The following is a 19,280-nucleotide window of genomic DNA, read 5'->3' as shown; positions in this document are numbered from 1 at the left end:
CCATGTCCAAGCACTTTATGCCGCGAGCCAGCCTCGTGGCCCTTATGGCTGCGCGCCCGGCCGGTATCGTCGGCAGTGTACGCAGCGAAGCCAACGTCGACGCGGCCAAGCTTGAAAAGCTGCTCAACGATGTCAATGCGGAAGTGAAGCGCGTTGGCGACGAGGTGAAGCAGACCGCCGAACAGGCTTTGCAGCAGTCGAAAGACGCCGGCAAGATCACCGACGAGGTGAAGGCCAAGGCGGACGAACTGCTCACCGCGCAGTCCAAGCTCAACGACGCCCAGCAGAAGATTACGGGCCGGCTGGAGCAGTTGGAAACCCGGAACACAGATCTGGAGCAGCGTCTTGCGTCCCGGCGCGGCGGCAACGGCAACGATGCCGTCAAGTCACTGGGCCAGATGGTTGCCGAATCCGAAGACGTGAAGAACTTCACGACCAAGATGGGCGCCAAGGGCACGGTGCGCATCACGGTCCAGAACGCCATCACCTCGGCGACCGGCTCGGCCGGCGATCTCATCGTGCCTCAGCGCGAGACCGAGATCATCGGTATCCCCCGTCGTCAGATGACCATTCGCCAGCTTCTCCAGGTCGGCCGTACGACCTCGAACTCGGTCGAGTATGCCCGCATGGTCTCCCGCACTAACAACGCGGGCGTCGTGGCGGAGAACACGCTCAAGCCGGAATCGGACTACGTCTGGGAGCAGGCCGACGCGCCGGTGCGCACCATCGCCCACTGGGTGCCGGTGTCCCGTAACGCGATGGACGACATTCCCCAGCTCCAGGGCGAGATCGATGGCGAGCTTCGCTATGGTCTCGACCTGGCCGAGGAGAACGAAATTCTCAAAGGCGACGGCACCGGCCAGCATCTCGACGGCCTCGTTCCGAATGCCACGGCCTACGCTCCTGCCTTCGCCCCGGCCGACGAAACCGACATCGACACGCTTCGTCTCGCGCTGCTCCAGGCTTCGCTTGCCGAATACGCTGCCGATGGCATCGTCATCCACCCGACCCGCTGGGCCAAGATCGAGCTGACGAAGGATGGCGAGCAGCGCTACGTCTTCGCCAACGTGATCCAGATGGCAGGACCGCAGCTCTGGGGCCGTCCGGTCATTGCCACACAGGCGATGGACGAAGACGAGTTCCTGACCGGCGCCTTCCGCATGGCGGCGAAGATCTATGACCGCATGGATGTCGAAGTCCTGATCTCCTCGGAAGATCGCGACAACTTCGTCAAGAACATGCTGACCGTCCGCGCTGAAAAGCGTCTGGCGCTCGCCATCCGCCGCGCCGCCGCGCTCGTCACCGGCGAGTTCGCCGGCTGATCAACAGACGCGGCGGGTTAGCTCGCCGCGCCTCTCCACAGGAGTGACGGACATGAAAAAGCAGTATCGCGTTGCGCGGTCGCTTTTCGGCACCTTCGGCAGTCTCAGACGCAATGCTGTCTTGGCTGGCGACGATCCCCGAATTGCCGACAACAAGCGCGCGTTCGATCTCCTCGTGAAGCGCAAGCTTCTGGTCGAGGAGAACATCGACGACGATAAGCCGAGCGCCGCACCGGCGAAGGGCAAGAGCGGTCACGGCAAAGCCGACTGACCTTCCTGAAATCACAACCCATAGGAGACGCACATGCGTCGCATCAAGGTTACCGCCACCACGGCGGCCGATGGCACGGCGACTGTCTATTCGCCGCGGGTCAGCGGCAAAATCCACAGCGTCGTCTACCAGAAGGACGGAACGACCGGCTTCACGGACGGCGTGGACTTCGCGCTCACCGCCGAAGAAAGCGGTGAAAACATCTGGACCGAGTCCAACGTCAATGCCAGCACGTCGCGCTATCCCCGCGCGCCGACGCATTCGCAGGCTGGCGCTGCTGCGCTCTATGCTGCAGGCGGCACCGGCATTCTCGACAAGATCGCTCTCGCGAACGACCGCGTGAAGATCGTGATCGCCCAGGGTGGCAACGCCAAGAAGGGCATCTTTCTGGTCCTGGTCGACTGACCCTCATGCGCGCCCGGACCATCATACCGCCCGATCCGATCGTCACGTCGGCAGAGATTGCCGGTGCTGGCGAAAGCGATGCCGCCGTTGATGCCTTGATACAGGCTGTGACGGAGGACATTGACGGGCCGGGCGGCTGGCTCGGGCGCGCTTTGGGACCGCAGACGCTGGAACTGTCGCTCGACTGCTGGCCGGGGTGCGTGAAGCTTCCCTACGGTCCTGTGATCAATGTCGAGCGGTTTACCTATGTGGACCCGGACGGCATCGAGCATGACGTCGCGGAGGGCGACTACTGGTCCCACGACGGTCAGGTCGGTGGATGGATCGCGCCGGCACTGTCGTCGCTGCCTGCCCCGATCAAGATCACTTATCAGGCTGGCTATAACGGCGAGCACACGGGGCCTGTGCCAGAGCGCGCGCGCCAAGCAATCATCCTCTCGGTGCAGCATCTGAGGTCGCTTTCGGTGGAAAGCCTGTATCTGAAAGCCGATGAAGTTGATGGCGTTGGCCGTAAGGAGTTCACCCTTTCCGACCAGGCGAGCAACATAGTCGAGCGCACCTGTGAACGGCTTCTCTCGACGTTGCGAGTTTTTGCATGACCCCGGCCAGCGCCATCGCATCGCTCGACCGGCAGTTGGCCGAGCATGGCGAAAGGGTCATTGTGCGCCGGTTTCTGGCGCCCTCTGGTGATCCTCGGCCGAAGACGGACCTTGAAGACGTTCCGGCATTTGTTAGGCCTGTGAAGGCCGAGCAGTTAACCGACGCGATCGATCAGACGTTCTCCAATGTGGTGTTGAGCCCGTCCGGGCTTGCGGTGCTGTTGCCTCTCAGGAAGGGCGACAAGATCGTTGTCCAGGGCAAGGAACGTAATGTCGAGTTCCCCGGCCCAATCTTTATGGGCGGCACGCTGGTTCGGATCAACCTCGTGGTTGGTGGCTGATGGCGACCGGCTTCGAATTCTTCGCGCGCGACCTGAAGGTGGCGACCGCCAGCCTTGAACCGACGGCGATCAACAAGGCCGTGGCGGCTTTCGCGAAGAGGGAACTGCGCCGCGCCATCGCCGAAGGAATCGCGAGCCCGAAATACGAGCGGTTTGTCAACGGACGGCAGGGTGCGGCTGAGGAAACCTACTCGGCGCCCGGCGCCATCGTCTACGAATTCGTCAACTGGCCTGTCGTCATCGATGCGGCTCTTGCTGAACTGAGGAAGCGCAGCCCGCGCCGCTCCGGGCGTTTCGCCTCGTCCTTCATCGTCATCGCCAGCGGTCGCGCAGTCGTTGACGACTTCACGAAGATCAGGACCGACGCCGAGATCATCATCACCAATTTTCAGCCCTATGTGCGCAAGGCAGAAACCGGACGGCTTGGCATACCCGCCTACCGCCTCTTCACCGGAACGGCGCGCTCGATCCGTAGCCGATTTGCCGGCGCCTTCACGGTCAAGGCCACGTTTCTGGACATCAGGGCCGGGCTGCACCCGTCGATCCCGTACAAGCTGAAGCGCTCTCGGGGCGGTCGCAAGGATCGGCAGGCAGGCCAGCCGATCACCTATCCCGCAATCGTCATCAATCCGGCGAACTGATGTCCAGCCCCGAAACATTCGATATCGTCGTCGCGCAGCTCGGCGACAACTGGACGCTGACGCCGGTCGTCTTCGAAAACGAAGACTATCAACTGCCGGACACACCGGCGCCTTTCGTCTCCGTCGAGATCTATGGCGACTTCTTCGACCAGGCGTCGATCGGCGCCGGCGAGCGCGATGACAATCTATGGCGCGAAGGCGGAGAGATTTTCCTACACGTCATGACGCCGAACGGAACCGGCAGCCGACAAGCCAGGCAGTATGCCAAGCAGCTGGTCAATTTGTTCCGAGGCCAGGACATCGACGGCGTGCGCTTCCTCGATGCGTCGATCGGCGCCGGCGATCCGGGGCGAAGCTTTTCCAACTATTACGCCATGACGGCGACCATCGGCTTTGAAAGGGACGAATGATGGCCAAAGTGATCAAGCCTTTCACCACGAAACTGCGCCGGTTCAAGGATGGCGACACAGTCTCGTCCAGTGAGGATTTGACGCCACATTCCTTCGAAAGCCTGACGGGCGCCGGCTACATCGAGCGCCTTCCGGTCTCCTCCAAGCCCAACAGTCCGACAAGGACTGATCCTTCCCAGCAACCTCGGCCGTCAGTGAACGGCATCTAACGGAGCGGTTCCATGACTGATTCCAATCGCCTTCGCTTGACCTATGTCGAAGAGGCAACGCTCGGCGTCACGCCGGCTTCCCCGCGCATGCGCACCGCGCGCCTGACCGGCGAGGGCCTGGCCTTCAAGCCGACCTTCGTCAATTCGGAAGAACTGCGGTCGGACCGCATGAACCCCGATCCGATCAAGAGCGGCGAGGAAAACAACGGCCCGATCAATGGCGAGCTGTCATTCCCGGTGGATGGATCACCGCTGTCGTCGTGGTTCAAGTCGCTGTTCTGCTCGACATGGCTGAACACGCCGTTCCGCGACAATGACGGTGTGGCCGATTCCGTCATCACGGGTCTTGCGGCGACCACTGACGTGGCCACGGTTCTGACCGGCGATGCTTTCGCGGTCGGTCACTTGGTGCGCTTCACCGGCTTTACCAATGCAGCCAACAACGGCGTCTTCCGCTGCACCACGGCCAGCGCCACCGTTCCGGCCTTCCTTGGTGCCGGCTTCGTTGCCGAAGCGGCCCCACCCACTGTGGCGCGCATGAAGGTCGTCGGTCTTGCGGGCGCCGCCGGCGACATCACCGCACTTGCTGAGGGTCTCGGCTCGACGACGCTGAACTTCACCACACTCGGCCTGCGTGTCGGCCAGTGGGTGAAGATCGGCGGCGCCGCCGATGCCAACACTTTTGCCTTCCTTGTCACGGCCGGCGCAGTGGCCCGCCGCCAGGCATGGGCGCGCATCACCGCGATTACGGCGACCAAGCTCACGCTCGACAACCTGCCTGCCGGCTGGGCCACGGATTCCGGCACGGGCAAGACCATCCAGGTGTTCTTCGGCGACCAGATCAAGAACGGCACGGCCCTCTTCGGCGGCACCATCGAGCGCGGCTTCATGGGCCAGGCGGTGCCGACCTATATCATTCAGCGCGGCATGATCGCCGGTGAAGGGTCGTTCGAGTTCAACACCGAGGGCGCGGCGAAGTCCGTCTTTACCTTCACCGGACTTTCCGGCGAGATCGGCACGGTCTCGCTCGATCCGACGCCTGACGATGCCACGACGAACCCGATCATGGCCGCCGGCGTCAATGTCGGCCGGATCGCCGAAAACGGCGCATGCCTGACGTCGCCGAACTGGATGCAGTCGCTCCAGATCGCCGTCAACAACAACCTGCGGCCGAAGATGGGCCTCACATGCGGCGAAGCGGTCGGCCCCGTCGATATTGGTGCCGGCGCCTTCGACGTGACCGCTTCCGCCCCGGTCTATTTCGGTGACAGCGTGCTGGCGGCTAAGGTGCTTTCCGGCACGCCGACAAACATCAACACCCGCATCGCCAAGAACAACCAGGCGATGATCTTCGCCCTGCCGCGCATCACCTTCACCGAAGGCTCGCCGTCCGCCGGCGGCAAGAACCAGGATGTCATGCTGCCCTTGTCCGGAACGGCCAGCGCCGATCCGCTCACGGCCGCGCATCTCATCTGCGACCGCCTCGAATACTTCGTCTAAGGAGCAACCATGACCGTCAAGCTTTCCTCCCTTCGCGCCAATGTCGAGCGCGAGCAGAAGGGCGACTGGATTCCCTATCCCGAATGGCCGGGCGTGGAATTCAACGTGAAGTCCTTCTACAGCCCGGAATATCTCGCGGCCCGCAACCTGCTCTTTCAGGGCTATGCGAAGAAGTATGGCAACGATCCGGTTCCGCCCGATGTGCTGCGTCAGGGCCTCGGCGAACTCTATGGCGAACACATCCTGCACGGCTGGCGTGGGATCGATGTCGACTGGACGCGCGAACTTGCCACGGCCGAACTGACCGCCGAGAGCGGACGTGACATCGTCAAGGCCGTCGAGTGGTGCGCGCAGCGCCTTGCCAAGAAAGACATCGAGTTCGTCGAGGGCGCGGTAAAAAACTCCGCGCGGCCTTCCGGTGGAAAGTCACCAGCGAAGGCCGCAACGATTGGCTGAAGAAGGTTGCCGCCGAGTTTCCAGACGAGGCGGCAAGCATCCAGATCGAAGAGCCGCCTGAAGAGGCGGAGTATCGCGACTGGCATCCGCTCTATTGGAACGCATGGACCGCGCTTCGGCATGATCGACAGTTCGGCGCCATGGGAGGTGCCTCGCCCATCTCTTATGTCGCGATCTCGGCCTATACGGCCGATCATGGGATCGTCGGTGCTGATCGGAAGGTTTTCGAGACGCTGTTGCGCGCGATCGACGATGAGTGGCTGGCTTGGATGGCAGAGAAGTTGCCGAGCAAGCCGGTCGCTACATCGTGAAATGTTGCCTCGTATCAGGGAGGACAACCGAGTTGGGTGACGAGTGTCTGGAAGAGTTCTGACCCAGATGCTTTAATCTCAGTCGGTAGCATGGTCGCTGTGTTTGACTCTCGGTTGTAGAAAAACGGCTCGATACCAATATAGCCGCCCATTCTGTTTCGCCCGTTCACGTACCCGCAGATCACTGATTTATCGCGTTTCTCTGCTTTCAGGCTGTAATTGACGGCATAAAATCTGGCGGCTTCGGGATCGAAAAAGCCTTCTGTCACCTTCCGTGTGATCAGGGAAATGTCGCCTATATCCAGATTGGAATAGGATGTGTCCGCGAAAAGTTCAGCGCCTGCGGCAGACTGTTTGTAGCGTGAGAAGAATTGGTTGGTGGCCCAAAAGGAGCCAATCAGGATCACCACGCAGCACGCCGCTGCGACCAGCCACTTCAGCCATCGATCCATGATCAATCCCCCGCCGAGAGGCGGGAAGATATGCCTTCTAAATAGAAGGTTCAACTAGGGACTCTACCTCAGAGGTTTGTCTGGATGACCGTTCAATTGTCCTCCCTTCGTGTCGCGCCAGAATTGGACGCTCGCGCATACGTCGCCGGCGTTTCCGACAAAGTGTCGGCCGATAAGGCAATGATCGCCTCAAGCAACGCGACTGGCGCGGCGCTCGTTCAAACCGAAACAAAAATCAATACGTCTGGCGATGCGATTGCCCGCCTTTCGCGGCAGTATATTGACGGCTATGTAGCCGAACAGAGATTCACCAGCGGCCTAAATGCTATCAGTAGAGGCCTGGAAACAGGACGCACCAACCTCGAAGGCGCTCAACGGCTGTTGGTTGGAATGCAGCAACGGCTCGGCCTAGTGGCTGATTCGGAACAAGCCGCTGCAGCAGGACAAATCCGGCTTGCCGCCGCGATCGATGCTGCGAACGCTCAAATTGCCGAGCAGGCAACTGCTGCTGCCCGAGACGCTATAGAACTGGATCGCATGCGGACCGCGGAAGCTGCTGCAGCGCGTGAAACCGAACGTATGACTGCCGGTGTTTCCGCGCTCCGCGCCCAACTCAATCCGCTGGCTGCGGCGCAAGACCAGGTCAACGCCGAGATCGCTGAATATGTCCGTTGGGCTGAGCGTGGCGCGATATCCGCTGCAGAGCTTGCCCAAGCTCAGGCTATGGCGAGCGGTCGTCTTTCCGCCAACCAGAACAGGCCCGGAGGAAACTTTGCCGCAATCGGGGCGGCATCACAGTTCCAAGACATTGCCGTTACGGCTGCAATGGGGCAATCAATTCCGATTATCGCCCTCCAGCAGGGCACGCAGCTTGCCGGCCAGTTGCAGGCGGCACTTGGCGAACAGGGCGCCGCGGGTGCGGCCAAGCTGCTCGGCAGCGCATTGATGAGCCTTGCAAGCCCTGTCAGTTTGATCGCTATAGGCGTGACCGCTGCTTCCGCCGCAGCCATCCAGTTCTTTCTGAGTCTCGGCGAGAACGCGCGCACCGCCGACGACGTGTTGAAACAGCATGAGGAAAATATTCGACGCTTAGGCCCTGCGTACGCCAGCGCGCAGGCAGCAGAAAAAGCCTATTTCAGCGAGAGCATCGCATTGGCAAATCTCCGGTTGCGCGCCGATGCCGCTGAAGCATTGAAGACGCAGGTTGTCGATGCCCAAACTGCCATTCTCAATCTCGTTAAGTCGGAAGGCCTGTTCTCTTCGCGTTTCTATGATGCGAAAAGTGCGATCGACTCTTTCGTTCAGTCCGTTGTAGACGGATCGCCGGCGGCACTCCAATTTCAGGAACGTATCGCGGCGCTTCGGAATAGCGGCGCGTTGACGGAGCAGGTGGCGCAGGATCTGCTCAAGGCGACAAACCTAGCTGCCGACACTGAACGCAAGCTCGGCTCTGTCGCCGGACAGGTCGACCTTGCTGCCGATGCTTTTGCGCGGATGCAGGCGCAGATACAGGGCATCAATCCTTATCAAGCGTCTTCCGGGTTGGCGTCTGTTACGAGCCGCGTCGATGAACTGTCGAAGCAGCTCGCCGCCGGCATCATAACGGCAGAACAATTTCGCAATTCTCTTGCCGACCTGTCAGCTGTAAGCCCCGACTTTTCGGGGTCTATCGCAAGCATCAGCGGTCTCGCAGATCAAATGGAGCGGGCGACCCGAGCCGCACAGGGCTTCGCAAACACCACGGCGAAGACATCTCGGCCGGGAGCGATGGACAATGCGGCGGGTCAATTCGACGATGCCTACACGATGTGGCGGCGTTTTGGGTATGACGCCGATACCGGTGTCGATCCTAATAATCCCTCCATCGATCACTCTGCCGACCTTGAAGCGAAGCGTGCAGAAGAGAAATTGCGCCGGCAGCAGGAAGCGCTGGATCGCGAACTGGAGCAGCTGCGCACCTCGCTGATGACGCAAGAAGAGCTGGAGAACAACAGCTACGCCACGCGCATTCTCGATATCCAGTCCTTCTACGAACAGGGCATGATCGCCAAGCAGGAATATGACGCGCTGCTTGAGCGGGCTCATATCGACCATGAAGACCGCATGCTGGAAATCTCGCGGCAGCGGGCCGAGCAGGATGCGCGCATTCGTGATGCGATGTATTCCTATGCTGCCAGCACCTTCGGGTCGCTGGCGAGCGCGGCTGAAAGTTTCGGCGAGAAGGGCCTTGCCACGGCAAAGGCCTTCGGTATCGCCCAGGCCCTCATCAGCACCTATGCCGGTATCGCCAAGGCGCTCGACAATCCGTGGCCGCTGAACTTCGTCATCGCCGCATCGGTCGCGGCAGCCGGCTTCGCCCAGGTGGCCAACATCATGAGCACCCGCAAGGGCGGCGGAGGATCGCGCAGCAGTTCGTTCGGCGGCGGCGGCAGCAGCGGCTCGACCGGCTCGGCTGCAGCGCCTGCCCAGCAGACGCAGGCGCTTTCCCTCCAGATTATCGGCGACGTGTTTCCTCGCCAGAGCATCGTCGACCTGATCCAGCAGATCAACGATGCCCAAAAAGATGGGCACAAGGTCGATATTCACCTCAAGGGCGCCTGATGACCGTCATCACGACACAGACCGTTGTCATCTCGGCGGCGCTGGCGAACAAGAATGTCGATGCGCCGGTGATCGGCTGGGATAACCAGGTCGCTCGCGGCGCGATCGCGGCGACGTCGGAGGCAGCCTTTTTCCCGGCCAACAATCTGGCCAACCCTTCGACGGCCGAGCGCTGGCAGGCTGCCAGCAATACCACGCAGTATCTGACCTTCACCACCGATCCGACGCGGCCGTGCGACTATGTCGGCATCGCCCGTCACAATCTCGGCTCCAACCAGAACATCATCTCGGTCGAGGTGCCCGATCCGGACAACGAAGGGTCATGGCTGGAAGCGGTTCCGGAAACGCTTCTGGGCAGCGATGCGCCGGCGCTGCTGCGTTTCGAGCCGGGCTTTTTCAACCAGGTGCGGCTTCGAATCCAGGGCGGCGAGGATCCTGCGCGCATCGCGGTCGTCTATGTCGGCAAGCTGCTGGTGCTGCAGCGCGGCCTGCAGCCTGGACATGTGCCGCTGCCATTCGCCCTGAACGACGATGTGTCGTCGGCCATGGCCGAAAGCGGCGACTTCCTCGGCCGCATCGTGACGCGCCAGGCGCTCAAGACTTCGGTTTCGGTGCAGTTGCTCGAATACAACTGGTTCATCGAATATATGGCGCCGTTCGTGAAAGCAGCGCGAACCACGCCCTTCTTCTTCGCATGGATGCCGACCACCTATCCGGACCAGATCGGCTACGCCTGGGTGACGAATGATATCCGGCCGGATGCGGTGCGCATGCATTTCGGGATCGCGGTGAACGTCAACATGGACCTGGCGGCGCTCGCCCTATGACAAAGGCGCTCACCTTCGTCGAGATCGACATTCCCTATTGCGCGCTCTCCTATGGCGTGGGCGCTTGCCCGGCGGTGCTTGGCGTCGATTCCGATATGAAATGCTTCAACTCGCCGGCGACCTGTCCGGTGCGGCCTTCCTTCGTCGATGCGCCTGTGACGCTGCGCTTCGCCGTCAACACCGCCTATCTGGCGGAAAGCGGAATCGACGCCATCGGCTGCATCGAGGATGTGTCCTTCACGCCAGGCACGGTCTCGCTCGGAAAAGACCTCGGGACGCGGGCGTCGCTGCGCATCACAATGTCCGACTTCCCATGGGGCGATGCCGCTCCTGGCTTCGACAAATACCTTGCCGAGCGGCCTTACGATCCGTTCAAGGTCGGCACGTTCTGGGGCAAGTTCCGGGCGCGCCAACCTTATCTTCGCAGCCGTCCGCTGCGCATCATCCAGGGCATTCTGGGGCAGACGCTGGCGGACATGGAAACCCGTCATTTCCTGGTCGAAAGCCTCGATGGGCCGACGAAGGACAATCGCTTCTCCATCATCGCCAAGGATGCGCTGAAGCTGGCGGATGGCGACAGGGCGCAGGCGCCGGTCATGTCGCGCGGCTTCCTGTTCGTCGACATCGACGAGGAAGCCACCAGCGCCCAGATCACGCCGGCCGGCATCGGCGATATCGAATATCCTGCGACCGGCATCGTGGCGATCGGCGGCTCGGAAATCTGCAGCTTCACGCGAACCGGCGACATGCTGACGCTGGTGCGCGGCCAGTTCAATACCGAGGCGGCGTCGCACTCGGCTGGTGACCGCGTGCAGATTTGCATTCGCTATCTCAGCCAGGACCCGGCCGACATCCTTGCCGATCTGCTCATCAATTATGCCGGGGTGCCGGCGGACTATATACCGCTGACGGCTTGGAAGACCGAAACGACGTCCTTCCTGCGCAATCTCTACACGGCGCTGATCGCCGAGCCGACGAGCGTCAGCACGCTCGCCGCCGAACTGGTCGAGCAGGGCGCCTTCGCCGTCTGGTGGGATGACATCAACAAGCTGATCAAGCTGCAGGTGCTGCGCCAGATCGGCACCGATGTCGCGCTGTTCTCCGACGATGTCGTCATGCAGGGATCGCTCACGGCGACCGATCAGCCTGACAGGCGCATCTCGCAGGTCTGGACCTATTTCGCGCAGATCAACGCGCTGAAGAAGGTGGACGATGCCGACAACTATCGTTCCTGCTCGGCGACGGTCGACCTGCAGGCCGAGGGTGACTATGGATCGCCCGCAATCAAGAAAATCTATTCGCGCTGGATTGGCGAGGGCGGAAGGGCAGTCGCCAACCGGGTCAACGATATCCAGATCGGGCGGTTCGGCCAGCCACCCCGGAAGTTCAAGCTCGACACGATGCGCGGCGGCCGCATCACGCCGATCCTTGGCGCCGGCTACAAGATCAATGCCCGTACCATCCAGGATGCCACCGGCGCCCGTATCGACCTTCCGGCGCAGATTACCAAGCTCGATCCGAAGCCGGATCGGTTCGGGGTAGAACTGGAGGAATTTCGCTTCACCTTTCTCGATCTGGATGGACCGCGCGCGGTCATCTTCGATCTCGATACGTACAACATCAATGCACGCTCGATCTATGACCAGTTCTACCCGGCGCCAGAGGAAGGCGACGAGGTCAAGCTGATCGTCGAGGAAGGGGTGACGGTCGGGTCCCGCTCAACCGATATGCCTGCGATGAATATTGGCGACTGGCCGGTAGGCGTCATCGTTCGCCTGATCATTCGAGGCCGCATCCAGGGTCGAGGCGGTGACGGCGGCAATTATCGTGGCAGTTCAATCTTGGCGGAACCTGGCAAGGATGGCGGAGATGCGCTCCTGACGCGATCGCCGATCGTCATTGAAAGTGACGGCGGTGAAATCTTCGGCGGCGGCGGAGGTGGCGGCGGAAACAACGTATTCATCCAAGGGCTGGGGGGTGGCGGCGGCGCCGGCTTCAACCCTGGCGAAGCAGGGGCTCAACAGAGCCGTTTTGGAGATACAACATATCCGCAAGCGGGCAAGCGCGACGCCGGCGGCGCCGGCGGCACTGCCACTTTTGGCGGTGGCCTGTCATCTGCCGGTGCAGGCGGCGGGCCGGGCTTGCCGGGTGAGGCATCCGGCAAATCAGGAGGTGCCGCCGGCACCGCCATCGACGGAATTAGCTTCGTGACCTTCGACGACGTGCCCGACATTCGCGGCCCGCAGATCAACTGATCCCTTTCACATCGAGGTATTTCAATGGCGCTTGGGCGATGGCAGGCGGCGATTACCGACGCCAATGGCAACATCCTGCCAGGTGCGTCGGTCGAGGTGCGCTCGGAAGCGACCGGCGCGCTGGTGCCACTCTATTCCGACCGCGCCGGCAATGCCGTTCGCGGCAATCCGTTTCAGGCCGATGCCGACGGCTATGCCTTCTTCCATACGGCGGGTGGCGCCTACCGGGTCACCGCCACGCTCAACGGATCCTCGCGCGAATGGCGCTACGTCGCCGTCGGCCTTGCCCAGGAGACGGATTTCACGCTGGCGACGCCGGCCGGCGAATGGGATGTCGGCGCGACATATGCAATCGGTCAGTACGTCTATTGGGACGGCTCGATCTTCATCTCCCGGATCGACGGCAACATCGGCAATGAACCGGACTCAGTGACGCCCGGCGACACGACGCAGTGGATGTTCGCCGGCGGTTCCGCCACGCAAGGCCCGCGCGGCCCTGCTGGCACGATCGAGGTCGGCACCGTCACCACGGTTGACGACGACGAACCGGCTGCCGTCGAGAATGTCGGCACCGAAGAAGAAGCCATTCTCAACTTCGACATCCCGCGCGGCGCCAAGGGCTTCACCGGCCCTGTGGGCGAGCAGGGCGAGGTCTTCGACCAGTTCGGCGTCGATATCTACACCGCAGCCGGCATCTCGCCTGGCAGCTACTACACCGACCTTGCCGCAGCAGCGGATGCCACACTGACGCGCCTCTATGCCCGCCTCGTCGATGCCGATCCTGGTGGCGAGCTCACCTTTGCCCTGTTCGTGGCCGGCGCGATGGTCGGCGGCCCCTACAGTATCGCCTATGGCGACGAGATCAATCTTTCTGGCCTCGACATCGATGTGCCGAGCGGTTCGCGCGTCTCGATCCCGATCCTTGCCGTCATGGGCGGCGTGCGCGCCGTCTATGTCCGCTGGGCCGGCGAAGTCAGTCCGGACCTGACCGTCAAGTCGAGCGACGGCTCCGTCACCAACATCATCAAGCTCACCCAGGCCGAGTACGATCTGATCGAAACGCCTGATCCCGAAACCCTCTACATCATCGTCGATTAGGAGAAGGCCATGGCCTCTTTCGTGAAGTTCAACGCCTTCGTCGAGAACGTCGCCGAGAAGGTACACAATCTCGGTGCCGACACGCTCAAGGTGATGCTCACCAACACGGCGCCGAGCGCAGCCAACGCGGTCAAGGCGGACCTGACCGAGATCGCCGCCGGCAACGGCTACACCGCCGGCGGCGCGGCGGCCACCATCTCATCGTCTGCCCAGGCGTCAGGGGTGTACAAGCTCGTGCTCGCCGATGTCGTCATCACGGCGAGCGGCGGTTCAATCGGCCCGTTCCGATATGCGGTGCTTTACAATGACACGCCAACTTCGCCCGCCGATCCTCTCATCGGCTATTGGGATTACGGCTCGTCGCTGACGCTCGCCAACGGCGAAAGCCTGACGGTCGATTTCGACCCGACCACCGGCGTTCTGCAGATCACCTGACATGCTGCTTCGCAACGCGCGCAAGGTCATGCTCGGCGGCGACGAGGTCAGCCGGATTCATCTTGGGCCGGACCTTGTCTATCGGTCGAGCTATTATCTGCATGCGGAGGCCGGCGCTGTCGCGCTGACTGGCAAGGCAGCCTCTCAGACGCGAACGATCCCGCACCCACGCGGCAGCTTCACGCTCGCCGGCAAGGATGCCGGCATGGCGGCGGCCCGCAAGCTGGCGGCCGCGTCCGGATCGTTCGCCTTTGCCGGGCAAAGCGCCGAGGTACGCCAGCTCAACCGCTATTCCGCCGAGCGCGGCCTGTTCAGCCTTGGCGGCCAGAGTGCGGGACTTGTTGCGTCGCGGCGTCTGACGGCGGCGGTCGGATCGATGTCCCTCGCAGGGCAAGTGTCTGCCCCCGCAATCCTGCGCAAGCTCGTTGCCCAGCGCGGCAGTTTCGCAGCCGGGGGCCAACCGGCGAATTTGATCTACGGTGCGCCTGCCGTTGAAATGGCCCTTACGGATACCCTGCTATATGATCCCGCCGTATCGGGGGACATAGGGCATCATACTTTTCTCGGAATGGATTTCGGGCCGGACGTCGCGGGACGTCGGCTCATCTGCATTGTTCATTATGTGACTGCTGCCTATACACCCGAAATTGTCGTCGCCACCATTGGCGGTTCGGCGGCAACGGTACATGTTCAGGCGAGTGGCGGCGACTTTCAGTCGTACAGTTCTGGCACGGCTATCATCTCCGCGGCCCCCGGCGGCACGTCAGGTAACATCTATTTCGAGATATCCGAAGCTGGAGGCATCCAATATTCTTCTGCCGCTGTCTACGCGGTTCAGGGGCTTTACTCCACGACACCAGTCGACACAGCCTCCAAGGAAAGTGACGGCGATCTTCTGAATGTCGTTGACCTGCCTATCGATGTTTCAGCCGGCGGCCTCCTGTTCGTCGGTGCCTACATCTACCGTAACAGTTCGCCCTACGAGTTTGAGATGGCCAACATGGGTTATTGGGCTGCTCAAGACCTTGGTGCCAACGGCTACCGTCAGACATTCGGCGGCTGCACGCCGATAGACACAGATCAGTCAAACCGTGCGGTGCGCATCGTCAAGACCGGCGGCAGCGGTTTCGAGCCTGCGGCAGTCGCCGCTTCCTTCCGATAGGAAACACCATGACCGTCATGCAATACACGAACCGCCCTGCGCCGGCGGCGCTTCCGGCCGGCTGGGCGCTGCTGGGCAACAAGCCCGAGGGAATCGCGGTCGACTTCTGCGCCATGAACATGGCCGTTCGCGATCGGACCACGCCGGCCAACAACTTCTCCGGCGATCCGGGCGAGCGATTTTCTTATACCTCGCCTTCCACAAAGTGGATTTGCGACGGTCTCGGCCAGATGGTTTCCGGCACCACGTTGCGGTGCGATCACGACCGGGGAACGCTGGACAGCAGCAACACGCCGCTGACGTCGTTTCACGCCAACAAGACGCTGACGATCGTCGGGGCGACCGACTATCGGCGCGGTGTGCAATGGCTCACCGCCACCAGCTTCGTTCCCGGCACTGTCGTGAAGAACGGCACCGGGAGCTATATCTGCCTCGCCTCGCACACCTCGGCGGCCACGTCGGAGCCTGGCGTTGGCGCCACCTGGCAGACCTATTGGGCAGCGGCAACCGGCCATACGGTGCGCGTCACGGCATCTGCCGACGCGACACGCTGGATGCTCGGCAAGGTCGTGTCATTCAACACGGCGACTAAAGCGCTGACGCTCGCGGTATACGCATCTTCCGGTCCGATTTCCGGCTCCTCGTGGAAAGTGATCGTGGCGCTCGGCATCGTGTCGGAACGCCAGAGCACCAACGCGATCATCCAGAGCGCCGACCTGAGCAACAATACTGCTTGGACAAATTGGCTTGGTGGAGCGGTCACTCCCGTCGCCAGCATCTTTTCCGGCGGAACATCCTACAAATTTGCCGGTAACGGGACGGGTTCCACATCCAGAACTCAGACGACCGCGACCCTCCCGGACAGCAGCCCTGTCTGCCATTGGGCGATCATCGAGCAGGACACCGGCACCTTTTACGAATGGGGCGTCTACGATCTCTCGGCTGGCGCGTTTATCGGCGGTGCTCGTTTCAACTGGGCTACGGAGACGGTCTCGGTGCTGTTCGGGTCTCTCGTCCGCTCTGGAGTCGTCAATCTTGGCATCGGCCCAAATGGGGGGAAGCTTCGTCTCGTCTGGCTCGTGGTCAATACGGGGGCGAGCGGGCAGGTGCGCCGCATCTACAATTATCCCAATGGCACCGGTGGCAACACGCTTGCCACTATCATTCACCATGTCCAGATCGAGCCAATGCCCTATCCGACGACGCCGATCGTCACTGGGGCATCGGCCGTCACCAGGGCAGCGGACAATATCCGCCTGCTGACCTCGCTATTTCCATACACCGCTGCCGCTCAAACCGTGATGGTAGAGTGTGATTTCCCCTACGGCTCTGATCTCAACAACGGCGCCCGCTGGGCCTTTACGCTCGGTCATACAAGCAACGATCGCTATCAAAGCTACAACGCAGGTTCTGGCAGAAACTACATCTCGCTCGTCTCCGGAGGCACCACTTCGGTTATTGGCAATGCCGCGCCCACGTCAGATGCGATGATCAAGACGGCGTGGCGCATTCAATCTGCGGATAGTGCGGTGTCTCAGGCTGGCTCTCCGGCCGTGGGCGTGGCCGTGCCGGCATCCATGCCCGCTGCAACGACGACACTTTACCTGGCGCAGTCGTTCAGCGGGATTTCTCATATCGACGGACATATCAAGTCGTTCGTCTTCCGGCCCGACGCGGCATCCAACGCCGAACTTCAGGCAATGGCAGCATGATCGGCGCGGTCGAATATTTGAGCTGGTGCCCGGATCGACAGACATTCATCGACACGATGACGGTGCTGCTCAATCCGTTGACTGGCGAGCCGCTGGCGTCGGTCGATGCTGAAACCGGCGAGTTGGTACCGTGCTCCGATGTGCGCATCGACGAGATCGGTCCGGTGGTGAAGACGCCCGCGGTCTTTGACGAGAATGACGATCTGGTGACGCCGGCCGAGATCGTCGGCGGCCACCACGTCAATCTCGCGGCGGTTGGCGATCTGGCGGAAGCGCTTTTGGCGGGAGGCGACCCATTGGCTGCGCTCTTGTCGCTGTTAGGCCAGATGGACCCTGTTCCGCCGATCGAAGGCGTTCCGGCCGGCTATGAAGGCACGTCCGGCATGCGCGTCTACATGGCCAGCAACGTCACGCACCGCGCCCGGACCTGGGCTTAAAACAGCACCCAGACCGCCGCGCCCAGCGAACCCACGACCAGGAACATCAGGATCACAAGCGCAAGCCTCGTCCGCCACGTCACCGGCGGCCCGCCGTAGTCGGGTGATTTATCGTATCCGCCCATAGCGGCCACCTCACCACAACCGAAGGAAAAACGCCATGTCGTCCATTGTGACGGCGGCCTTGCTGCGCAAGATCAGCAAGGGCACGCCGAATGCTGCCAACATGAACTCCGTCATCGTCGCGCTTGACGGCTATGGCGCGGCGGTCGGTCTGGACCTTCCTCACCGTGCCGCGCAGTATCTGCCGCAGCTCCTGCATGAAAGCGGCGCGTTCAAATACGACCGCGAAATTGCCTCCGGTGCCGCCTATGAGGGCCGCAAGGACCTCGGCAACACGAAGAAGGGTGACGGTGTCCGCTTCAAGGGCCGCACCGGCATCCAGTTGACCGGCCGGGCCAACTATCGCGCCTTCACGGCATGGGTTCGCAAGTTGATCCCGAACGCTCCTGACTTCGAAGCCAACCCGGATCTGGTGAACACCGATCCCTACGAAGGGCTGGCGCCAATCTGGTATTGGGATGTTGGCAATCCGACGCGCAAGTCGCTCAACGTCTACGCCGATCAGAACAACATCGAGATGATCACCCGCAAGGTGAATGGCGGGCTGAACGGCTACGATGACCGGCTGAATTATTACGACCGTTCGGCGCTGGCGATGCTCGGCTATGCCGTCAACGCCTACAGGGCGTTCCAGACGGACGCCAGGAAGAAGGGCTGGTACGACGGCGAGGTCGACAATGACCCCGGCCCGAAGACGCGGGCAGCGCTGCACCGTGGCCTGGTCGCGCTGACCAAGCCGGCGGAGCAGCCGAAGAAGATCGCCGCGGCTCCTGTCGTCGAGACGAAGGAAGTCGAGGTCGAGAAGAAGGTGGCGGTGGAAGTGCCGGTGCCCGTCAAGACAAACGATCTCGACAAGCCTTGGTACAAAGACCTGCTCGGCCAGAAGGAGGTCGTCACCACGGTTGCCATTCCGGGCATCTCGGCATTGGGCGGCGTGCCATGGCAGAACGTGGCGATCATCGCCGGGCTCTGTGTCCTGGCGGCCGCTGCCTACTATGTCATTCGCAAGCGCGATGCCGCGAAGCAGGAAGCCAAGGTGCAGGCCGTTCATGCCGATGCTGCCGAAGCCAAGGCGGCGATGTGATGAGCGAGGTCAAGACAGAGCCGGTGAAGGCCACCTATTTCGCCGGGTGGATTGAACAGCGGGACGCCAAGGTCCCGGGCAGTGTCAGCTTCTCCGAGACCGACGACGAAGGCGATATCTGGATGTCCTACTCCTGCCCATGCGGTTGCGGCCGCTTGGCCAATCTCCTTGTCGGCAAAGGCGTCAAACCAGAATTGTCGCCTTCGTGGAACTGGAATGGTTCGACAGATAAGCCGACGCTGACGCCGTCTGTCCATCACGTCGGCCACTGGCACGGCTACCTGACCGATGGCGTCTGGAGGTCATGCTGATGGCCGCGATCATCTCCCTCCTGGCGGGCGCGCTGGGCATCAATCGCGCTCTCGCCGGCATCCTCGCCGCCGCCGTGGCCCTGACGGCCGTCAGCGGCGTCCTGTGGGGCGGCTACGAACTCGTCAAGCATTGGGGAGCGGAAGAGGTCCGCGACCAGATTCAGAAGGAAAACCAGAATGCGATTCACAAGGGCCTCGATGCTCGCATGTCTTTCGACGAGTGCCTTGCTGCTGGCGGGGTGTACGACTTCCAGCGTCAGCGGTGTTCCGGCCCTGCGCTCGGCACTCAGTAACGCCCTGCCTGGCGCGCAGGGCAAG

At 61.9% G+C, this 19,280-nt stretch carries 24 protein-coding genes; 22 read left to right on the top strand and 2 right to left on the bottom strand.

What is annotated here, in order from left to right; genetic code table 11:
* The first annotated feature begins 2 nt into the window (after nt 1-2).
* From J2X35_RS15995 to J2X35_RS15945, 11 genes are read left to right on the top strand one after another with little or no spacing between them, the layout of a single operon-like run.
* Nucleotides 3-1,322, top strand: a complete 1,320-nt coding sequence (locus J2X35_RS15995) for a phage major capsid protein (protein ID WP_310187267.1) — start codon at nt 3-5, stop codon at nt 1,320-1,322.
* A 52-nt stretch (nt 1,323-1,374) separates the two neighbouring features.
* Nucleotides 1,375-1,593: a hypothetical protein gene (locus tag J2X35_RS15990; protein WP_310187264.1), complete on the top strand. Its 219-nt coding sequence runs from the start codon at nt 1,375-1,377 to the stop codon at nt 1,591-1,593.
* A gap of 33 nt (nt 1,594-1,626) precedes the next feature.
* Complete coding sequence (locus J2X35_RS15985) at nt 1,627-1,998, top strand: hypothetical protein (RefSeq protein WP_310187260.1); 372 nt, start codon at nt 1,627-1,629, stop codon at nt 1,996-1,998.
* A 5-nt stretch (nt 1,999-2,003) separates the two neighbouring features.
* A complete protein-coding gene (locus J2X35_RS15980; RefSeq protein ID WP_310187257.1) occupies nt 2,004-2,597 on the top strand; it encodes a hypothetical protein in 594 nt (197 codons plus the stop codon).
* A complete protein-coding gene (locus tag J2X35_RS15975) occupies nt 2,594-2,938 on the top strand; it encodes a hypothetical protein (RefSeq protein ID WP_310187254.1) in 345 nt (114 codons plus the stop codon). The genes J2X35_RS15980 and J2X35_RS15975 overlap by 4 nt, the downstream gene beginning before the upstream one ends.
* Nucleotides 2,938-3,579 (top strand): hypothetical protein, encoded by a 642-nt coding sequence (locus J2X35_RS15970; RefSeq protein ID WP_310187252.1) that lies wholly within the window; start codon nt 2,938-2,940, stop codon nt 3,577-3,579. The genes J2X35_RS15975 and J2X35_RS15970 overlap by 1 nt, the downstream gene beginning before the upstream one ends.
* Complete coding sequence (locus J2X35_RS15965) at nt 3,579-3,989, top strand: hypothetical protein (protein ID WP_310187249.1); 411 nt, start codon at nt 3,579-3,581, stop codon at nt 3,987-3,989. The genes J2X35_RS15970 and J2X35_RS15965 overlap by 1 nt, the downstream gene beginning before the upstream one ends.
* Nucleotides 3,989-4,198 carry a hypothetical protein gene (locus tag J2X35_RS15960; RefSeq protein WP_310187247.1) on the top strand — a complete coding sequence of 70 codons (210 nt, stop codon included), beginning with the start codon at nt 3,989-3,991 and terminating at the stop codon, nt 4,196-4,198. Before J2X35_RS15965 ends, J2X35_RS15960 begins: the two co-directional genes overlap by 1 nt.
* A gap of 12 nt (nt 4,199-4,210) precedes the next feature.
* Nucleotides 4,211-5,698, top strand: a complete 1,488-nt coding sequence (locus tag J2X35_RS15955; protein WP_310187245.1) for a phage tail tube protein — start codon at nt 4,211-4,213, stop codon at nt 5,696-5,698.
* A 9-nt stretch (nt 5,699-5,707) separates the two neighbouring features.
* Entirely contained in the window at nt 5,708-6,154 is a 447-nt protein-coding gene (locus J2X35_RS15950) for a hypothetical protein (protein WP_310187243.1), read from the top strand.
* Nucleotides 6,043-6,465, top strand: coding sequence for a hypothetical protein (locus J2X35_RS15945; protein ID WP_310188749.1), 423 nt, complete (start codon nt 6,043-6,045; stop codon nt 6,463-6,465). Before J2X35_RS15950 ends, J2X35_RS15945 begins: the two co-directional genes overlap by 112 nt.
* Nucleotides 6,466-6,479: 14 nt before the next feature.
* Here the strand turns inward: J2X35_RS15945 and J2X35_RS15940 are convergent, their stop codons facing one another.
* The gene (locus J2X35_RS15940; protein ID WP_310187240.1) at nt 6,480-6,917 is read right to left on the bottom strand and encodes a hypothetical protein; all 438 of its coding nucleotides are present in this window, start codon (nt 6,915-6,917) and stop codon (nt 6,480-6,482) included.
* 84 nt (nt 6,918-7,001) lie between these two features.
* Here J2X35_RS15940 and J2X35_RS15935 point away from each other — a divergent pair, with 84 nt between their 5' ends.
* From J2X35_RS15935 to J2X35_RS15900, 8 genes are read left to right on the top strand one after another with little or no spacing between them, the layout of a single operon-like run.
* Entirely contained in the window at nt 7,002-9,518 is a 2,517-nt protein-coding gene (locus J2X35_RS15935) for a phage tail length tape measure family protein (protein WP_310187238.1), read from the top strand.
* The gene (locus J2X35_RS15930) at nt 9,518-10,345 is read left to right on the top strand and encodes a hypothetical protein (RefSeq protein WP_310187236.1); all 828 of its coding nucleotides are present in this window, start codon (nt 9,518-9,520) and stop codon (nt 10,343-10,345) included. The genes J2X35_RS15935 and J2X35_RS15930 overlap by 1 nt, the downstream gene beginning before the upstream one ends.
* Nucleotides 10,342-12,600 carry a hypothetical protein gene (locus J2X35_RS15925; RefSeq protein ID WP_310187234.1) on the top strand — a complete coding sequence of 753 codons (2,259 nt, stop codon included), beginning with the start codon at nt 10,342-10,344 and terminating at the stop codon, nt 12,598-12,600. Before J2X35_RS15930 ends, J2X35_RS15925 begins: the two co-directional genes overlap by 4 nt.
* 24 nt (nt 12,601-12,624) lie before the next feature.
* The gene (locus J2X35_RS15920; RefSeq protein ID WP_310187231.1) at nt 12,625-13,698 is read left to right on the top strand and encodes a carboxypeptidase-like regulatory domain-containing protein; all 1,074 of its coding nucleotides are present in this window, start codon (nt 12,625-12,627) and stop codon (nt 13,696-13,698) included.
* A gap of 9 nt (nt 13,699-13,707) precedes the next feature.
* On the top strand, nt 13,708-14,133 hold the full coding sequence (locus J2X35_RS15915) for a hypothetical protein (protein WP_310187228.1): 426 nt from the start codon (nt 13,708-13,710) through the stop codon (nt 14,131-14,133).
* 1 nt (nt 14,134) lies between these two features.
* On the top strand, nt 14,135-15,295 hold the full coding sequence (locus tag J2X35_RS15910) for a hypothetical protein (RefSeq protein WP_310187226.1): 1,161 nt from the start codon (nt 14,135-14,137) through the stop codon (nt 15,293-15,295).
* Nucleotides 15,296-15,303: 8 nt separating this feature from the next.
* A complete protein-coding gene (locus tag J2X35_RS15905) occupies nt 15,304-17,007 on the top strand; it encodes a hypothetical protein (protein WP_310187224.1) in 1,704 nt (567 codons plus the stop codon).
* Nucleotides 17,004-17,444, top strand: coding sequence for a hypothetical protein (locus J2X35_RS15900; protein ID WP_310187221.1), 441 nt, complete (start codon nt 17,004-17,006; stop codon nt 17,442-17,444). Before J2X35_RS15905 ends, J2X35_RS15900 begins: the two co-directional genes overlap by 4 nt.
* Here J2X35_RS15900 and J2X35_RS15895 read toward each other — a convergent pair.
* Nucleotides 17,441-17,569, bottom strand: a complete 129-nt coding sequence (locus J2X35_RS15895; RefSeq protein WP_310187219.1) for a hypothetical protein — start codon at nt 17,567-17,569, stop codon at nt 17,441-17,443. The genes J2X35_RS15900 and J2X35_RS15895 overlap by 4 nt on opposite strands.
* Nucleotides 17,570-17,604: 35 nt before the next feature.
* On the opposite strand from J2X35_RS15895, the gene J2X35_RS15890 reads away from it, so the two are divergent.
* From J2X35_RS15890 to J2X35_RS15880, 3 genes are read left to right on the top strand one after another with little or no spacing between them, the layout of a single operon-like run.
* On the top strand, nt 17,605-18,651 hold the full coding sequence (locus J2X35_RS15890) for a glycoside hydrolase family 19 protein (protein ID WP_310187215.1): 1,047 nt from the start codon (nt 17,605-17,607) through the stop codon (nt 18,649-18,651).
* Nucleotides 18,651-18,962 (top strand): DUF6527 family protein, encoded by a 312-nt coding sequence (locus J2X35_RS15885; RefSeq protein WP_310187212.1) that lies wholly within the window; start codon nt 18,651-18,653, stop codon nt 18,960-18,962. Before J2X35_RS15890 ends, J2X35_RS15885 begins: the two co-directional genes overlap by 1 nt.
* The gene (locus J2X35_RS15880) at nt 18,962-19,255 is read left to right on the top strand and encodes a hypothetical protein (RefSeq protein ID WP_310187210.1); all 294 of its coding nucleotides are present in this window, start codon (nt 18,962-18,964) and stop codon (nt 19,253-19,255) included. The genes J2X35_RS15885 and J2X35_RS15880 overlap by 1 nt, the downstream gene beginning before the upstream one ends.
* The last annotated feature ends 25 nt before the right edge of the window (nt 19,256-19,280 follow it).

The organism is Mesorhizobium sp. BE184 (genome assembly GCF_031457045.1).
In the GTDB taxonomy this organism is placed as follows: Bacteria; Pseudomonadota; Alphaproteobacteria; order Rhizobiales; family Rhizobiaceae; genus Mesorhizobium.
The sequence above is the reverse complement of the archived record's forward strand: the minus strand, read 5'-3'. Positions and strand labels throughout refer to the sequence as shown.

Coding starts and splice junctions, on each gene's coding strand:
- J2X35_RS15970 (WP_310187252.1), top strand. CDS start 2,938: ATGGCGACCGGCTTCGAATTCTTCGCGCGCGACCTGAAGGTGGCGACC.
- J2X35_RS15940 (WP_310187240.1), bottom strand. CDS start 6,917: ATGGATCGATGGCTGAAGTGGCTGGTCGCAGCGGCGTGCTGCGTGGTG.
- J2X35_RS15935 (WP_310187238.1), top strand. CDS start 7,002: ATGACCGTTCAATTGTCCTCCCTTCGTGTCGCGCCAGAATTGGACGCT.
- J2X35_RS15885 (WP_310187212.1), top strand. CDS start 18,651: ATGAGCGAGGTCAAGACAGAGCCGGTGAAGGCCACCTATTTCGCCGGG.
- J2X35_RS15895 (WP_310187219.1), bottom strand. CDS start 17,569: ATGGGCGGATACGATAAATCACCCGACTACGGCGGGCCGCCGGTGACG.
- J2X35_RS15975 (WP_310187254.1), top strand. CDS start 2,594: ATGACCCCGGCCAGCGCCATCGCATCGCTCGACCGGCAGTTGGCCGAG.
- J2X35_RS15890 (WP_310187215.1), top strand. CDS start 17,605: ATGTCGTCCATTGTGACGGCGGCCTTGCTGCGCAAGATCAGCAAGGGC.
- J2X35_RS15900 (WP_310187221.1), top strand. CDS start 17,004: ATGATCGGCGCGGTCGAATATTTGAGCTGGTGCCCGGATCGACAGACA.
- J2X35_RS15965 (WP_310187249.1), top strand. CDS start 3,579: ATGTCCAGCCCCGAAACATTCGATATCGTCGTCGCGCAGCTCGGCGAC.
- J2X35_RS15920 (WP_310187231.1), top strand. CDS start 12,625: ATGGCGCTTGGGCGATGGCAGGCGGCGATTACCGACGCCAATGGCAAC.
- J2X35_RS15930 (WP_310187236.1), top strand. CDS start 9,518: ATGACCGTCATCACGACACAGACCGTTGTCATCTCGGCGGCGCTGGCG.
- J2X35_RS15910 (WP_310187226.1), top strand. CDS start 14,135: ATGCTGCTTCGCAACGCGCGCAAGGTCATGCTCGGCGGCGACGAGGTC.
- J2X35_RS15960 (WP_310187247.1), top strand. CDS start 3,989: ATGGCCAAAGTGATCAAGCCTTTCACCACGAAACTGCGCCGGTTCAAG.
- J2X35_RS15985 (WP_310187260.1), top strand. CDS start 1,627: ATGCGTCGCATCAAGGTTACCGCCACCACGGCGGCCGATGGCACGGCG.
- J2X35_RS15880 (WP_310187210.1), top strand. CDS start 18,962: ATGGCCGCGATCATCTCCCTCCTGGCGGGCGCGCTGGGCATCAATCGC.
- J2X35_RS15925 (WP_310187234.1), top strand. CDS start 10,342: ATGACAAAGGCGCTCACCTTCGTCGAGATCGACATTCCCTATTGCGCG.
- J2X35_RS15905 (WP_310187224.1), top strand. CDS start 15,304: ATGACCGTCATGCAATACACGAACCGCCCTGCGCCGGCGGCGCTTCCG.
- J2X35_RS15915 (WP_310187228.1), top strand. CDS start 13,708: ATGGCCTCTTTCGTGAAGTTCAACGCCTTCGTCGAGAACGTCGCCGAG.
- J2X35_RS15995 (WP_310187267.1), top strand. CDS start 3: ATGTCCAAGCACTTTATGCCGCGAGCCAGCCTCGTGGCCCTTATGGCT.
- J2X35_RS15950 (WP_310187243.1), top strand. CDS start 5,708: ATGACCGTCAAGCTTTCCTCCCTTCGCGCCAATGTCGAGCGCGAGCAG.
- J2X35_RS15980 (WP_310187257.1), top strand. CDS start 2,004: ATGCGCGCCCGGACCATCATACCGCCCGATCCGATCGTCACGTCGGCA.
- J2X35_RS15990 (WP_310187264.1), top strand. CDS start 1,375: ATGAAAAAGCAGTATCGCGTTGCGCGGTCGCTTTTCGGCACCTTCGGC.
- J2X35_RS15955 (WP_310187245.1), top strand. CDS start 4,211: ATGACTGATTCCAATCGCCTTCGCTTGACCTATGTCGAAGAGGCAACG.